A 17,200-nucleotide genomic window follows, 5' to 3' on the forward strand; every position below is an offset into this window, starting at 1 on the left:
TATATTGTATAATAAGTTGATTTACTCAAATAAAACAAACCTTATTTCTCACCTAGTACATTTAATAGAACTCTCATTTCTTCATAGTAAGTATCAATGATAAAACGTCTTAAATGGTCTGTTGTTTTTCCTTGATCAATGAGATTCTTTCTTTCTAAAGCCTCATACCATACTTCTGGCTTTGTTATAAGTTTAACTTGTGATGCCGTTAGTAATCCCTGTCTATAATTTACAACCTTATAATTTTTTAATTCTAGATAGTCTCTTATTTTAGCATAAGTAGTTTCAAAAAGTCTTAAATAAAATTTTTCTAAGGCTTCTTGGTCCAATTCACCTAAAATATTTTTTTCTATCATGTTTCCTAACATTTGTGTTAATTCTGCGTAGCTTAATGATTTACCTTCTCTACAAAATGTTGTTTCCATAGCCTGTCCCCCTGTTTCGACATTAATTTTATATCATTATAACATCATTGTTTTTAACTTTGTATATTTTTATATAAAATTTCTTATTTTATATACTTATTTACATTCATTTTATTGTATTTTTTAGTATAGACAAAAAAACAAGCTTAATGTTTAGTGCATATTTAACTAAACATTAAGCTCTGTTACTAAATTTGATAAATATCGCAAGCTTTCATCATTTCCATTTGATGACTGCAAAGACTTTCTATTGTTTTTTCACAACTTTCCGTTCTTAAGATAATAGAAGCATCACTTCCTATTGAGAAAGCATACATATATTCAATGCTAATATTATCTTCAGAAAGGTAAGCTAGCATTTTCTTTAATCCCCCTGGCTTATTAGGAACCTTACAACATATAACCGGTGTGATTTGTACAGAAAAAGCTTGCTCTTTTAATAAGATTAAAGCTCTGTGAGGATCACTTACAATGAGTCTTACAATGCCATAATCAGATGTATCTGCAATTGATAATGCTGACACATTAATACCGTTATCTCCTAGAATAGCCATAACCTCATAAAGTCTACCTGATTTGTTCTCGATAAATACAGATAATTGTTCAATAATCATACTTATTCCTCCTTTAATCCTATTTAGGACGCTTATCGATGATACGCTTTGCTTTTCCTTCGCTACGTTCAATCGTCTTAGGTTCCACTAATTTCACCTTAACTTGAAGTCCTAAAACACTTTTAATCTCTTCTGTAATTCTCCGTTCGATTTCCTTCATATAACGCATGCCATCAACGAATGTAACATCTTCCTTACCTTCAACCCATACTTCCAGGGTATCTAAGTTATTCGTACGATCTACAATAAGAAGATAGTGTGGTGCTGTCTGACCTAATTTAAGAAGAACACTTTCTATCTGTGATGGGAATACATTAACGCCTCTAATAATTAGCATATCGTCAGTACGTCCATCACACTTAGTCATACGCACGGTTGTCCTACCACAAGCACAAGGTTCAGTCACCAAACTAGAAATATCCTTGGTTCGATAGCGAAGAAGTGGAAGTGCTTCTTTAGTAATACAAGTAAATACTAATTCACCTTTTTTCCCTGGTTCAAGAGGCTCTAGTGTATTTCTGTCTACAATTTCAGGTACAAAGTGATCCTCATTAATATGTAAATGTTGTTGCATACCACACTCAAAAGCTACACCTGGCCCAATGACCTCACTTAAACCATAGCTATCATGTGCCTTCATTCCCCACTCAGCTTCAATTTGATTTCGCATTTCATAGCTCCAAGGCTCAGCCCCTAATGGTGCTGCTTTAATCCCCATTTCTCTTGGATCAAGTCCCATTCCCTTAATGGTTTCAGCTAGGTATAAGGCATAGGATGGTGTACAAATCAAAACGTTACTTTCAAATTCTTGCATGATTTGAATTTGCTTTTTAGAGTTACCTGTAGAGATGGGGACAATAGTTGCCCCTAGTTTTTCAGCACCATAGTGGAATCCTAGGCCACCAGTAAAGAAGCCATAACCTAAGGCATTTTGAATAATGTCTTCATCTGTTACTCCCATAGCTGTATAAAAACGTGCAATACAATTAGCCCATATGTCTAGGTCGTTCTTGGTATAGCCTACTACAGTGGGTCTACCTGTAGTTCCTGAAGAAGCATGAACTCTAACTACTCGTTTCATAGGAACTGCAAATAATCCATAAGGGTAATGATCCCTTAAATCTTGCTTAGTTGTAAAAGGTAATTTAGATAAATCTTCTATGCCTCTAATGTCTCCTACTTCTAGTCCCATGTCATCCATTTTCTTCTTATAAAAAGGCACATTCTCATAGACACGTTCAACTGTTGCAATTAATCTTTCACTTTGTAACTGGTTCATTTCGTCTCTAGATAAGCACTCCTCTTTCTGCCATATCACAACCATCACCCCTATTTTTTTCTTTTATCAATAATACGTTTGGCTTTTCCCTCACTACGTTCAATTGTTTTTGGTTCAACTAGCTTGACTTTTACATGAAGTCCTAATAAGCTAAATAATTCACTTGTGATATGCTTTTCTACTTTTTCTAGAGATTTAATGGCATCTGTAAATAACCCTTCCTTAGCTTCTACCCATACCTCTAAAGTATCCAGGTTATTAATACGTTCTACGATAAGAACATAATGAGGTGCTACCTCTGCTACTTTTAGAATAACACTTTCAATTTGAGAGGGGAATACATTAACGCCTCTAATAATTAGCATATCATCACTACGCCCTGTGATTCTGCCCATACGTACTAAAGTTCTACCACAGCTACAAGTACCACCTTGTAAACTTGTTAAATCTCTTGTTCTATAACGAAGAAGTGGTAATGCCTCTTTAGTCACACAAGTAAATACTAATTCTCCTTCTTTGCCATAAGGTTGTACTTCTAAAGTGTCTGGATGAATAATCTCTGGTACAAAATGATCTTCATTGACATGAAGGCCGTTCTTTTCCTCACAGTCAAAGGCTACACCAGGCCCCATGATTTCACTCAGTCCATAAATATTCATAGCTTGTATACCTAGTAAATCTTCAATTTCTGCTCGCATCTCTTCTGTCCAAGGCTCTGCCCCAAATATACCTACACGTAAATTGGTACTTCTAGGGTCAATCCCCATATTACGCATACTTTCTCCTATGTATAAAGCATAAGATGGTGTGCAAGCTAAAACAGTGCTTCCAAATTCCTCAATCAATTGAATTTGTTTTTTTGTATTACCACCTGAAATAGGAACAACTGTTGCGCCTAAATGCTCGCCACCATAATGAGCACCTAGACCACCTGTGAAGAGGCCATAGCCATAAGCCACTTGCACGATATCCTTTTTTGTTACACCATAAGCAGTAAAACATCTTGCTACCATATCTGCCCACATGTCTATATCATTTTTAGTATAACCTACTACTGTTGGTCTTCCTGTGGTACCTGATGAGGCATGAATACGAACAACTTCTTCCATGGGCACTGCAAATAAACCATAAGGATAATTATCCCTTAAATCTTGCTTGGTTGTAAAAGGAAGTTTGCTAAGATCATCTATACTTTTTATATCACCAGGCTCGATACCCATGTCTTGCATTTTTTTCTTATAAAAAGGTACGTTTTTATATACACTTTCTACAGTTTGAATAAGCCTTTCCCCTTGTAGTACCTTTTTTTCATCTAAACTCATTGTTTCTTCTTTCTGCCAATAACCCATTTGGTACCTCCTTATATCTCCTGTTTACTATGACATACACCTAAAAATTCTAACATTTTTTATTTTATGTATCAATAATATAATATTACATATTAAACATAATATTTAGTCTATTTTTCATAAAATCTTTGCATATTTAAAAGTATACTGTATTTTTATACTTAATATTTCTTCATATCAGTTATTCACCTCTTTTCTTACAAAAACTACATACGCTGTCACAAGAAAGTAATTAAGTAATCTCTTATGAAAAAACTCGCCAATAAAAATGTTTTTTACACTTTTATTGGCGAGTTTTCTAATTCCCGTAATAATACATTAACCTTGGCGTTTTATTCACTTCAATATACTTTTGTATCTCACTAAATTGGCTTAGTAAATCTTTACTTTCCGTCTTAGCACCTAAAAGCATATCTAATAACCCCACAGTAGGTGCATCTTCGCTATACCAACCACAATTTTCTAGCTGATTTTCACTCATCATGGCATGCATGGCATCTTCTACCGTACCTACTTCATCAATTAATCCTAAATCCTTTGCCTGTAATGCAGAATACACTCTACCATCAGCCAATTCTTTTACTTTCGCTTCGGTCAGACTTCTATTTTCTGCTACCACATCTACAAAAATATTATAACTTTCATCAATCATCGTTTGAAGAATTTGTCTTTGTTCATCTGTTAAAGGATTACCCATGGCTTTATTCTCACCTGAGACAATATTTTCAGTTTTAATGCCTAATAATTCTTGCAAGCCAGTGGTATCTGTCATTGACATAATAACACCTATAGATCCTGTCATTGTCATACGATTGGCATAAATTTTATCTGCCGCCATACAAACATATAAACCACCAGAAGCCGCTGTTTGTGCCATGTAAGCATAAACAGGTCTTTCGGTAACTTCCTTATATTCTTTAAGCTTTAAGTAAAGTTCATCCGATTCATAAATGCCACCACCTGGCGAATTAACATATAAGAAAATCCCTTTATTTTGTTTATCATACATTAGCTCATTAATACGATTAATCGTCCAAGCATGATTATAATTCATTTCACCCTCTGCAATCGTTCCTTGTACATAAATGGTATCAATGATATTACCTACTCTAGGCATTTTACTTTCTGTTCCTGTTAGACCACTAATAACTGCCCCCCAAATGTTAACAAATACAATAATACCAATGATAATGCTAATGCCCACTACTGGTCCACTTATTCTTTTTTTATATCTGTTTTTTTCCACCTTGGAACCTCCAACTTCTATTTACAGTACTTGGTCTTTCCTGTTTCATATAAATTATTTCCCTTACTATCAATGGTTACAATAACGGGTAAATGCTCTACTTCAAGCTTGTAAATAGCTTCTGCCCCTAAATCTTCATAGGCAATACAAGTCATTTGCTTCACACATTTTGAAATGAGTGCACCAGCACCACCTATAGCTGTTACATAAACAGCACCTTCTTTCTTCATTGCTTCAATAACAGCTTCATTTCTAAGGCCTTTACCAATCATCATGGTTTCTCCCCATGCCATAAAAGTAGGTGCATACGCATCCATACGCCCACTAGTTGTAGGACCACAGCTTCCTATTACTTGACCTGGTTTAGCAGGTGCTGGACCAGCATAATAAATGGCTACATCTTTCATATCCATTGGGAAAGGTTTACCTGTCTCATGTTCTTCAATTATACGTTTATGCGCCGCATCTCTAGCTGTATAAATAGTTCCGTTTAAAAGTAATTTTTCTCCTGCTACTAAACTTCTTGCTTCCTCTTTTGTAATAGGTACATTTACTATTTTACTCATTTCCCTTACTCCCCCTATAATCTCACATGTTTATGTCTATTGACATGACAGCCCATATTAATAGCTAATGGCATAGAGGCAATATGACAAGGATAATCTTCAATATGTACAGCTAAAGCTGTTACGACGCCACCTAATCCTTGTGGTCCAATACCTAGTTTGTTAATTTCTTCTAGTAATTCTGTTTCTAATGCTGCCATACGTGGGTCTTTATTATGACTGCCAATTTCTCTTGTAAGTGCTGTTTTTGCCAGTAAAGTACACTTTTCAAAGTTACCACCAATCCCAATCCCTACAACTACGGGCAAGCACGCATTGGGGCCTGCTAAAGTGACTGCCTCTAGGACAGCTTTTTTCACACCTGCTACTCCCTGTGATGGTGTTAACATATATACCTTACTCATATTCTCACTACCACCACCCTTTGGTGCTAGCATAATATCAATATTTTCTCCCTCTACTATTTCATAATGAATAATAGCTGGTGTGTTATCCTTTGTATTAACACGATAAAGTGGATTTTCCACAATTGACTTTCTAAGATAGCCTTCTGTATAGCCTTGTCTAACACCTTCGTTAATGGCTTCTGTTAATAAGCCCCCTTCAAGGTGTACTTCTTGCCCAATTTTAACAAAAACAACTGCAGTTCCAGTATCCTGACAAATAGGAATATCTTCTGCTTTAGCAATATCTGCATTAGTACAAATATCTGTTAAGATATCTTTTCCTACCGGACTTATTTCCTCTTCTTCACCTTTTTTAAGTGCTGCATAAATGTCATCTGGCAAATAATAATTAGCTTCTATACAAAGCTTTTTAACTGCTGCTGTTACTTCACTTACTAGAATGCTTCTCATGAACTTTTTCTCCCCTACTATCTGTTTTCGCTATGGGCTTAAATTTGGGTAAGGCCCCAACATTTTGCAGCATCTTTAAAATAACCGCTAATGCTGGCCCTATAATAAGCCCTATAAATCCCATGGTTCTATAGCCAATATAAACCGCCATAACGGTTACAAGTGCGTAAACACCTATTTGTGTAGATAAAATCTTTGGCTCAAAAATTTGTCTTGTTACAAAAATAATACCATAAATACAAAGTAATCCAATAGCTAAAGTGTATTGTCCGGTAACCAAATTATAAAGTGCCCACGGAATCAAAATAGTACCACTCCCAAACACTGGCAGCGCATCTACAATTGCAATAATGACGCTTAGTAAAAGTGCATAGCTCACTTGAAAAATGAACAAGCCTACCATACAAATACTAAAGGTAATACTCATCATAATCACCTGTGTTCTTACATAACCACCAATAGCACTAAGAACGCCTTTTTGCATAATGACAACCTTATCTACAATAGTATCAGAAAATTGTGCTTTAACAAAGTCTTTTATTTTATAATAATCCTTGGTCATAAAGAAGGTTGCCACTAACATAACTACCGTAAAAAGCACGATATCTGGTACCTTAGACACTGCATTATATGCCACAGGAATGACTGAACCTAAGTAACTACTTAATTTATCCATAATTTGTTCAATAAGTTGGTCTAAATTACTAATAGCACTAGGTGTCTTGCCTGTTCCAAAAAAAACTGAAAAACGTTCTTCTAATTGACCAACTTGCATAATCAGTTCTTCTGTTAAACTAGGCAAATTATATGCAATAGCTACCACTTGCTCCCATAGCTTCTTAATGAGAAATGTTAATAGCCCCAGAACGCCACTTAAAATGGTTAGCATACTTAAAATCGTTCCTAAAGCTCTAGGAAGTCCTGTCTTCTTATTAATCCAAGTTACAAAACCATTTAGCAAACTAGCAAATAGCCACGCTACAATAAAAGGTGCAAAAAGACCTAGTATATTAAGCTTTATAATGACAAAAGCAATAAGTAAAATAACTAAAATCATTACTACTTTTTTTCCTCTTTTTTCATACCACACCTCTAGTTTATCCTCTAGCATTCCTTTCTCACCACTTTCTTCTTTAACAAATGTATTTTTATTAATTCTTTCTTTAGTTTATTTTTATAATTACATCACACTTATGTATAAATATAGCCGAAAAAGGTTCATTAAAATCATCTCACAAATTAATTTTATTATAGTATAACTGGATAATATGTAAGAATCATAAATTATATTTTTTAATTTCTAGGGATACTCCGTTTTACCATAATCCAGATCTAAGCTAATTAGGATCCGTTCATACTATGACATTAGCTCAGGAGTCCCTCAAGATGAGTATGGTCAAGCATCACCTATATTTTCTAGAAGTCCTCTCCCCAAGGAATATTCGATGGGCTCTTCCAAGGTATATTGACCTAGATAATAGGTGCTACTGACTACTTGTCGGCTTTGGGACAACACAAAAGGAGGCTCATGCAAATAAGCCTCCTTTTGATGCGTTAAAACGCCTTTCCTTATAATTCTATTTCTACTTGTACACCATGATGATCCGATATCACAGCTTTATTACTGCCATTAAAAATAACTTTGGAACTTCTAACCTCTACTTTTTGATTTGTAAAGATATAATCTAAACGAAGGCCTCCGGCATTTTCTTCCCAGCCATGAATCTTACCTTGAACAGTAACCCCATTATCTTTATCCTTGGCAAGCATATACGTATCTTTCCAGCCTAATCCTAACATATAGTCATAGCCTTTATCTCTTACATTAGCATTATTATTAAAGTCACCTAACAAGAAAGCCCTGCGCTTAGGATGTAACTTTGCATTTAGTTTATTAAGCTGCAGTTTAGCTGGTTCTTCTTCATCTTCCCACCATCCTAGGTGACAGCTATAGCAATCTATTTCTTCTCCCTTATAATTAATAGTCGCTTTAACAATCCTTCTTGATTTCCAGTTTAAAGTATCCTTAGTCTGACTAACAAAGAAGCTTTCTTCTTCTATAATGGGATGTTTACTTAGAAGGCATAGGCCTTCTTCATAAACTTGAAATCCTATGTGTGCAAAATCCCAAACTACCTCATAATGATTTACTCCTAATTTCTGCAATGCTTCTTGTAGTATAACTACATAATTATCTGTTTTAAGTTGACCTTTAAACTGCTTGCCTAACATATGCTGGCTAACTTCTTGAAGTGCAATAACATCATAGTCGTTTTCTTTGATGGTTTTAGCCAAATAGTTAATCTTATCTAATTGGTGATCTTCCTGCCAAGAATGACAGTTTAAAGTTAATAATTTCATCTTTATACTCCTAATACGTCTTGAATATGAGACTTAAGCACATCTGCTTTAGGTCCGTAAATAGCTTGTACCCCTTTATCTTTCATAATAAGACCAAGAGCACCATTTTGTTTCCATTCTTCCTTACTTCCTACTTTGGCTGTCTCTTTAACCGTCACACGTAATCTTGTCATACAAGCATCTACATCAACGATATTTTCTCTTCCACCTAAAAGCTCGATAATAGCCATTACTTGCCCATCTGCTGACTCCTTTGCCTTACTTGTTTGCGTCGTAACTTTCGCTTCCTGAGCTACTACTGGTTCTTCCTCGTCAATGTAGTTGCCATTACGCCCTGGTGTTGCAATATTGAATTTCTTAATAAGAATATTAAATATACCAAAATTGATACCAAAGAATACAACACATGTGAGTAAAAAGTTAACAATATCAAGTCCAATACCTGCATTTACCATCATTGGTACTCTTGTTAAAAATTCAATGAAACCAAAGGCATGAATTCTTAGATTTAAAACATCCGCTAATGCAAAACCAATTCCTGTAATAATAGCATAAGCTACATATAAAATAGGTGAAACAAACATAAACATGAATTCAATAGGTTCAGAAACACCTGTTAAAAATACTGCTAATGCTGCTGATAGGAAAATCGTTTTGTATTTTGCTTTCTTCTCTTTATCTACATTACGGTACATAGCAAAAGCAATACCGATAAGAGAAGCTGATGAAAGAATCACTTGGCCTACTTTAAAACGAGCTGGTGTAATAGATGTTAAGAGTGTGTTATAAGCTGTCATATCACCAGCCGCTTTTAAGTTGTTAAGGTCTGTTACCCATGCAAGCCATAATGGGTCTTGTCCTGCTACAATTTGTCCTGCCGCAGAACCAGTAATCATTGTATAAACACCACCAAGTTCTGTATAGTTCATTGGCACAGTTAACATATGATGAAGTCCGAATGGTAATAAAAGTCTTTCTAAACAGCCATAAATAAATGGAGCGAGTACTGGTGCTGTATCTTGTGAACTTGCAATCCATGCACCAAAGCTATTTAAGCTTCCTTGAATAAATGGCCATACTATAGATAATATCACAGCTGTTGCTGTTGAACCAAGAATAACTACAAAAGGTACAAAACGTTTTCCATTAAAAAACGCCAATGCTGATGGTAATTTATCAAAATTATAGTATTTATTATATAAATTAGCACCTAAGAAACCTGAAATAATCCCTACAAATACACCCATGTTAAGCGCTGGTGAACCCAAAATAGAAGTAAAATAATCTCCTACTGCCATTGGCGCCCCAAGTAAACTATTAACAGTAGCTGTTCCTTCTGCCAACATAGCACTTGTCACACCAAAAATAGCACCTGTAATACGATTAATTAGTATAAAGGCTAGAAGTGCTGCAAATGCCCCTCCTGCACGTTCCTTTGCCCATGATCCCCCTATTGCTACTGCAAAGAGGATGTGTAAGTTCCCTATAATGGCCCAACCAATGTCCTCCATTACCCTTGCAATCACTTGAACAAAATTTACATCCACATACATACCTAAAAGCTTCGCGAGTGAGATCATAATACCTGCTGCTGGCATAACAGCAATAACTACTAAAAGGGCCTTACCAAACTTTTGCCAAAAGTCAAATGAAAATAGCTTTGTTTTTTTTACTGTTTGTTCCATTTTGTCTTCCTCTCTTATCTCTTTCTAGTCTATTCTTAGTATTTTTCTAGCTCTTTTGCTTCTCTACTGCTTGTACAACTCTTATTTTTATGTTCTTATTTCTTCCCTTATATTTTTACCTATTACTTTTTATTGCCTATTCTTATATTTCTGCTAGCTTAAACGATATAGTCTTGCTTCATAAGGCCTTATTACTTCCAGCTGATGCTCTTGCTGAATTTCATAATTGCTTAAAAGTAATTCTCTATCTTCTAAATCAAAGTCAGCCGTAAACTGAGCTTCTTCACCTGTTAGATTACAAATAATAAGGAACTTGCCATGATCATCTGTTCTTGTATAAGCATAAAGCTGAGTATCCTCTGGCATGACTAACTCATACTTTCCTTCTATAAAAGTAGAATTTGCTTTTCTAATACGAATCAAGTCTTTATAAAAGTTTAAAATAGATTGTGAGTCCTCTAATTGATTTGCTACATTAATAGCTTTTACATTAGGATTCATTGCAAGCCACGGTTCTCCTGTGGTAAACCCGCCTTTTTCACTACCATCCCACTGCATAGGTGTTCTAGCATTATCTCTTGAAGCTGCCCACTCATGCTTTAAAGCCACTTCTTTTAACATGCCTTCTTCTCTATTTTTAATATAACGATTATAGGTTGCAATATCGTTATAATAGAAGATTTCCGGATAATGAACATTTGTCATCCCAATTTCTTGTCCTTGATAAATAAAAGGTGTCCCTTGTTGCATAAAGTACATCATAGCTAAAGCTTTACTACTTTCTGCCCAATACCTCTCATCATCTCCCCATTTAGAAACAACCCTTACAATATCATGATTTTCTATAAAGAGAGCATTCCAGCCTTCTTTATAAAGAGAGTTTTGCCAACGACTAAGTACTTTCTTTAAAGCTAAAACATCTAGCTTCTGCTCCCCTTCAGTATCCCATAAATCAAGATGTTCAAATTGGAAAACCATATCAAACTTGCCATTCTTTTCTCCTACCCACAGCTTAGCTTCCTCGGCATTTACGCCATTAGCTTCTCCTACCGTCATAATGTCATATTTAGAAAAAGTTTCTTTATTTAACTCCTCTAAAAAATCATGAATTCCTTCTATATTCATATGCTTATCGAACGATGAAACATATTGAAGTCCTTCTGGATTGGGCATATCTAATAGACCTGGTTCTTTCTTAATATGGCTAATAGCATCTATTCTAAAGCCATCTATTCCTTTATCTAGCCACCAATTAACCATTGCATAAAGTGCATGTCTAACCTCCTTATTCTCCCAGTTTAAGTCTGGTTGTTTTCTACTAAATAAATGAAGGAAATACTCATCTGTCGCTTCATCATATTCCCAAGCTGAGCCATGGAAAATACTTTCCCAGTTGTTAGGCTCTTTGCCTTCTTTGCCTTCTCTCCAGATGTACCAATCTCTTTTATTACTTTCTTTAGACGCTCTTGATTCTAGGAACCAAGGATGTTCATCTGATGTATGATTAAGTACTAGATCAATAATAAGCTTCATACCTTTTTCATGAACCTTTCTTAAAAGTTCATCAAAATCAGCCATGGTTCCAAATTCTTTCATAATGCCTTGATAGTTACTAATATCATAACCATTATCGTCGTTAGGTGATTCATACATAGGACAAATCCAAATCACGTCAATCCCTAAGTCTTTTATATAATCTAATTTAGAAATGATGCCTTGTAAATCACCAATGCCATCACCATTTGAATCCATAAAACTTCTAGGATAAATTTGATAGCCTACGGCCTCTTTTCTCCAATTCATTTTTTCCTCCTGTGCAACCGGTTTCACAGTTGCTTAAAAAATATTTCTTTTATATTATTTATGTTAACATATGAAAACGGTTTGTGCAACCGTTTTCATTAAATTAATTAAAAGATTCACGTTCTATCAGCTTGGTTTCAATAATAGCATGCATATGATCCTTTATATAACCCTCTAATTGTTCTACTAGCAACTTAGCAGCTGCATACCCCAATCTTTCTCCATAGATTTCTACAGACGCTAAAGCTGGTTTTTGATAAGCCGCTAACATAGTATTATTAAATCCCACCAAAGCCTTAACCTCTCTCCCTATTTTGTTTAAATAGTCATTTACGCCTACTGCTATCAAATCATCCGTAGCAATAATGGCTGTAGGTGATTCTTTTATAAGTAAATCCATTGCCTCTTTTCCTGTTTGCTCATTAAAGGCTTCTCCATGATAAACCAACTTTTCTTCATAAGATATGTTGTGAACTTCTAGTGCTCTTTTATAACCTTCAAGACGATCTTTAGATACAGTCCATTTCTGCTTTGCTCCTACAAAAGCAATTTTTTTATGTCCCTTCTTAATCATCGCTTCTGCTATTTCATAAGTAGCTCCAAAGTTATCATTATCCACCCATAGCACAGATGTTTCACGTCCCGGACGCCCTATAACTACAAAAGGAAATCCACTTTCTCTTAATTTCTTAATTGTTTTATCATTTACCTCTGATTTCAAAATAATAATCCCATCTACAATACCATTTTGACTAAATTCATCTATATTACGTTCCTCTTCTTCTTCCTTTCCAAAGGCATACATTAGAAAATAATGTTTTTCTTGAGCATACATACTAATCCCTTGCATCATTTGAATAAAAATAGGATTGCCAAAGGATACACTAGCATCCATAGGTAAAATAACACCTATAGTCTTGGTTTGATTTCTAGCTAGGTTTCTTGCCATCACATTAGGCTTATACCCCAAGCGTTCAATAACTTCTTTAACCTTTAATCTTGTTTCTTCACTAATCCGTTCATTATTAGACAGTACCCTTGATACTGTTGCTTTTGATACCCCTGCTTCGCGAGCCACATCATTAATTGTCACCTTCATAAAATAGTCCTCTCTTACCTTTTCTCTTATTTTGATTATATCGTAATTTATAAGACCTATCCAATAGAATATATTTAACTTCCTTGGCATTATGCTCTTTTCCTTTTAATACCATGCCTATAATTGTCTACTTTTTCTTGTTTCATCTTTTATTGTATATTATAATCCTGTTGTTATGTTAACTAAAGGAGACTAATTTATGAGTAAATTAATTAAATGTAAAACTTGTACTACAGAAATGGCTTCATCTGCTACCACCTGTCCAAAATGTGGTGCAAAAAATAAACAACCTATTTATAAAAAATGGTGGTTTTATGTAGTTATTATTCTTATAATTGGAGCTTTAGCTGGTACCACAGAAGATACACTATCTTCAGATGCTACTAACAAACCTAATACTGAAAATCCAGTTACCACTCCAGAGAATACTACTGCAAGTGCTACTCCAGAATCAACGCCAACACCTGTAGATAAAAATCCTGCTATTAAAGCTGGAACTTATAAAATAGGTGCTGAACTTCCTGCTGGCGAATATTTATTTATTGCAGATTCTATGGGTTACATGGAAATCACTTCTGATTCTACAGGTAGCTTTGATAGCATCATTGCTAATGATACAGTTACTAGTCATCGCTATATTACTGTAAAAGATGGTGAATATCTAAAATTACAAGGTGGTAAAGCTTATGCTTTAGCTGATGCTCCAAGTATCGTGCCTGAAAATGGATTATATCAAGATGGTATGTATAAAGTAGGAACAGATATTCCTGCTGGAGAGTATAAAGTGATGCTTACTTCTAGTATAGGATATATTGAAGTAACTTCTGGAAGTAGAGGCGTGTTTGATGAAATCGTAACAAATGATGCCCCAACAGGAGATACTTATATTACCGTTACTGAAGGTCAATATTTAAAATTACAAGGTGTTGAAATTCAAAAATAATTAATTAGTCTTATATAGATTAATAAACAAAAAGGTATTGTACTTATAATAAATGTACAATACCTTTTTTGTATTTCATTTCTATATTAATAATTAGCCTAACCTCAAATTTTGAGCAAAAAAAATACACCAAGTTGGGGGACTCGGTGTAAAAAATAGAGTTTTGTAAGGGTTTGCTATTTGGATGAATAATGCTACTTTATGTGTTTAGGGGAGTTTCGAGTTTAGGGGAATAAAGTAACATTACTTCCATATGTAATCGTTTATTCGATTACTGTTCCGTTCGTATATAAGAATAACATCATTTCTTGTCTATTTTACCTCTAATTTGTAAACAATATGTGAATAAATCAGATTTTGTGAATTTTTTGTTACTTAAAATTTAATAGAAATAAGATTTCTATAATCTTCAATTGTGCCGTCATTTAAACAACATTCAATAATCTCTCTACCTAATGGATTTAAGTCAGGAGATAAATATTTTTTAAGTTCTTCTTTAAAGAAATCACCTAAAATAGTTGCTCCTTTATCATAGCCTTCAATTCCTATTTCAGGTTGTAATTCTGTACGAAGCAATACTTTTGGTACATGTGTACCGTCTACTCTTAAATTTTCAAGAGAGTAGCCTAGAAGTGGACATCTTGACTCTATTAATTGCTCTTCTCTAAATTGTACACTGCCTCGTCTTGCTAAGTAATCACGAGCAATCCATTGAGACATGAAACCTACTTCATAAGCGCCAATATGCTGGTTAGGAATAAGAATATATCTTGTATCTGGTGTTGCTAAAATTTGCTCTAATAGTAAATTAGCTTGATCTACTCTTCTTCCTGTAGCAAATGGCCAATAAGATCCTACACCTTCACTCTTCATACCACCATCACTATCTAGAATACTTGGGTTAGCATGGCCTCTTGGTGCAACAAGACGCCAAATCCAAGCAAGTGCTGGAGGAAGGATATGGAACATACCCATAATACCATAAGTAGGTTCTTCTTTTGTACAAAGAGGTGCACGTACACCAAAGCTACGAATATCTACTTCTGCTGGACCATCTTCTACATTTGGCACAAAAGCTCTAGGCATAATAATGCGTGGGTTAGGACAAGGTTTTCCAAGTTCTTCATCTATTGTATGTTCCCAAATTAAGCAAGTTGAATCTGGTGTTGCATTCATATTTAAGAACACAAGTGGTGTCTTAGGATGGATACACATTTTTTCATAATAAGGGTCTGTCCCATATTCAGTAATATGATTAACACGAAGGAACCAACCTTCTTCTCCATCAATAACCACAAGCTTTTTGCTATCATTTTGAATACTTGGATGACACATAGCCATATCATCTGTTACTGGTCTAAGTTCACATTTTGCACTAATATTAACATAGCTGCTGTCACCTGTTACCATGTTAGTTGCAAGACGTACGCGTCCTTCTGCATCTTTATGCATTTGCTCAGCCATCTCACTCTTACCACCGCCACTAGCACCTTCGTGCATAATAGTAAGTACATTTTCATATGGCGTAATAACTTTTACAGTTGAAGCATGAAGTGTTACCCATCCTTCTCTTTCACCGATATCTAAAAGGACACTATAAACACCCTTTTTAGCACTTGGGCCTGGATAAAGGTTATATGCAAATACTTCATGTAAGTTATCTAAACGATTATGTACAACAACTTGTTTACCATCAAAATGCGTATGTCTAAATGGTGGTGCTACATAAACAATAGCTCTTGGTGTGAAACCATCTCTTATCTCTTCTGCTGGAATAAAAGCTTGAAGGTCAGAAAGTGCTGTAGCAAAGAAAGCAGCATTGCGTGGTCCTATCATAAGAGCTTCATACCCCATTTTGCTGCCACCTGCTAAAAATGGCATTACTATAAGGTCTTGTTCATTAAGCCATTCGAAAGTTTCTTCTCTAACGCCTTCAAAATCCATACCAAACTCATCTTTATATCTTCTTTTATCTGTTGGTTTATGATCTCCAATCACCATTGAGTTTGGATCACGTCTTCTCATGTACATATCTTTATAATTAACTGATATACCATTTTTGCAACGTACTACATCCGCTTCTACTACAGGTCCTTTTCCTTTTACATTATAAGCAACTTGAAAGGTTTTCTGATATTTTTCACCTAGCGAAAGCTCTAAAAGTTGTTCTCTAGATGACGGTACAATAATATTATCTTTCTCATTTAATAGATTTTCCACTTCTTGTGGCAGGTTCATTTTTTCCCAAGTTTTCATCTGCTTCATCTCCAGTATAAATTTTTTAACGTTTTTATATAAATAGATACAAATAAATCCTTACTTATTTTTTCTTGCATTTTTCCTATCTCTACCATCATACAATATTTAATTTTAAGAGTAAATAAAATACAAGAAAAAAATTTTTAGTTTACTTATTATTTTTTATAATTTCACTTATAAATTGCGTATTTTTGTATTATATTATAATTTATTCTGTATATTTATCTTAAAATTATTTTTATTCATTAATGTTTATGTTTTTGTAATTTCATGTTAAGAATTCCATATGTATACAAAAAAAGACCATTGTAATAAATACAATGATCTTTTTCATCTTAATGCGATTGGGGGGACTCGAACCCCCAAGCCCGTTACAGGCACTAGATCCTTAGTCTAGCGCGTATGCCAATTCCGCCACAATCGCATTTTTCAATATTAATATTTTCAGGACAGATACTATTATACCTAAACCTATTACATATGTCAACACTTATTTTTTATATAGCCTATAAACTCAATCTTCTCTATGCAAAAACCCCTCTTTTAACAAGTAGTTAAAAGAAGGGTTTTTCTACTGCGATTGGGGGGACTCGAACCCCCAAGCCCGTTACAGGCACTAGATCCTTAGTCTAGCGCGTATGCCAATTCCGCCACAATCGCATTTATATCTGCCTTATCTCTTAAGACAAGACATATTATATCTAATACATTGGC

At 34.7% G+C, this 17,200-nt stretch carries 14 protein-coding genes and 2 tRNA genes; 1 reads left to right on the plus strand and 15 read right to left on the minus strand.

The features are described from left to right. Positions 1-41 precede the first annotated feature (41 nt). The 12 genes from QTL86_RS13845 to QTL86_RS13900 form a co-directional block, all read right to left on the minus strand. Entirely contained in the window at positions 42-425 is a 384-nt protein-coding gene (locus QTL86_RS13845) for a hypothetical protein (protein WP_410495189.1), read from the minus strand. 188 nt (positions 426-613) lie between these two features. Continuing rightward, positions 614-1,039: an acetolactate synthase gene (locus tag QTL86_RS13850; RefSeq protein ID WP_127065749.1), complete on the minus strand. Its 426-nt coding sequence runs from the start codon at positions 1,037-1,039 to the stop codon at positions 614-616. 19 nt (positions 1,040-1,058) lie between these two features. Beyond that, positions 1,059-2,357 (minus strand): phenylacetate--CoA ligase family protein, encoded by a 1,299-nt coding sequence (locus QTL86_RS13855; RefSeq protein ID WP_127065748.1) that lies wholly within the window; start codon positions 2,355-2,357, stop codon positions 1,059-1,061. A gap of 11 nt (positions 2,358-2,368) precedes the next feature. Next, positions 2,369-3,667 carry a phenylacetate--CoA ligase family protein gene (locus QTL86_RS13860; RefSeq protein ID WP_127065747.1) on the minus strand — a complete coding sequence of 433 codons (1,299 nt, stop codon included), beginning with the start codon at positions 3,665-3,667 and terminating at the stop codon, positions 2,369-2,371. 298 nt (positions 3,668-3,965) lie between these two features. Next, on the minus strand, positions 3,966-4,913 hold the full coding sequence (gene sppA / locus QTL86_RS13865; RefSeq protein WP_243118650.1) for a signal peptide peptidase SppA: 948 nt from the start codon (positions 4,911-4,913) through the stop codon (positions 3,966-3,968). Positions 4,914-4,930: 17 nt separating this feature from the next. Then, entirely contained in the window at positions 4,931-5,479 is a 549-nt protein-coding gene (locus tag QTL86_RS13870) for a Fe-S-containing hydro-lyase (protein WP_127065746.1), read from the minus strand. Positions 5,480-5,493: 14 nt separating this feature from the next. Beyond that, positions 5,494-6,336 (minus strand): fumarate hydratase, encoded by an 843-nt coding sequence (locus QTL86_RS13875; RefSeq protein WP_127065745.1) that lies wholly within the window; start codon positions 6,334-6,336, stop codon positions 5,494-5,496. Beyond that, positions 6,314-7,447, minus strand: a complete 1,134-nt coding sequence (gene ytvI, locus QTL86_RS13880; RefSeq protein WP_127065744.1) for a sporulation integral membrane protein YtvI — start codon at positions 7,445-7,447, stop codon at positions 6,314-6,316. The genes QTL86_RS13875 and ytvI overlap by 23 nt, the downstream gene beginning before the upstream one ends. 458 nt (positions 7,448-7,905) lie before the next feature. Further along, entirely contained in the window at positions 7,906-8,697 is a 792-nt protein-coding gene (locus tag QTL86_RS13885) for an endonuclease/exonuclease/phosphatase family protein (protein WP_410495190.1), read from the minus strand. Positions 8,698-8,699: 2 nt separating this feature from the next. Then, positions 8,700-10,382 (minus strand): PTS transporter subunit IIBC, encoded by a 1,683-nt coding sequence (locus QTL86_RS13890; protein ID WP_127065742.1) that lies wholly within the window; start codon positions 10,380-10,382, stop codon positions 8,700-8,702. A gap of 153 nt (positions 10,383-10,535) precedes the next feature. After that, on the minus strand, positions 10,536-12,185 hold the full coding sequence (locus tag QTL86_RS13895) for a glycoside hydrolase family 13 protein (RefSeq protein ID WP_127065741.1): 1,650 nt from the start codon (positions 12,183-12,185) through the stop codon (positions 10,536-10,538). Between the two features lie 103 nt (positions 12,186-12,288). Further along, positions 12,289-13,284, minus strand: a complete 996-nt coding sequence (locus QTL86_RS13900) for a LacI family DNA-binding transcriptional regulator (protein WP_127065740.1) — start codon at positions 13,282-13,284, stop codon at positions 12,289-12,291. Positions 13,285-13,483: 199 nt separating this feature from the next. On the opposite strand from QTL86_RS13900, the gene QTL86_RS13905 reads away from it, so the two are divergent. After that, positions 13,484-14,227: a zinc ribbon domain-containing protein gene (locus tag QTL86_RS13905; RefSeq protein WP_127065739.1), complete on the plus strand. Its 744-nt coding sequence runs from the start codon at positions 13,484-13,486 to the stop codon at positions 14,225-14,227. A 375-nt stretch (positions 14,228-14,602) separates the two neighbouring features. Here QTL86_RS13905 and QTL86_RS13910 read toward each other — a convergent pair whose 3' ends face one another. The 3 genes from QTL86_RS13910 to QTL86_RS13920 all read right to left on the minus strand — a co-directional run bounded on the left by QTL86_RS13910 (position 14,603) and on the right by QTL86_RS13920 (position 17,146). Beyond that, positions 14,603-16,483, minus strand: coding sequence for a DUF4914 family protein (locus QTL86_RS13910; protein WP_127065738.1), 1,881 nt, complete (start codon positions 16,481-16,483; stop codon positions 14,603-14,605). Between the two features lie 342 nt (positions 16,484-16,825). Continuing rightward, positions 16,826-16,910 (minus strand) — tRNA-Leu (locus QTL86_RS13915). Between the two features lie 151 nt (positions 16,911-17,061). Beyond that, positions 17,062-17,146 (minus strand) — tRNA-Leu (locus QTL86_RS13920). Between the last annotated feature and the right edge of the window lie 54 nt (positions 17,147-17,200).

The organism is Cellulosilyticum sp. ST5 (assembly GCF_046529625.1).
Taxonomy (GTDB): Bacteria; Bacillota; Clostridia; order Lachnospirales; family Cellulosilyticaceae; genus Cellulosilyticum; species Cellulosilyticum lentocellum.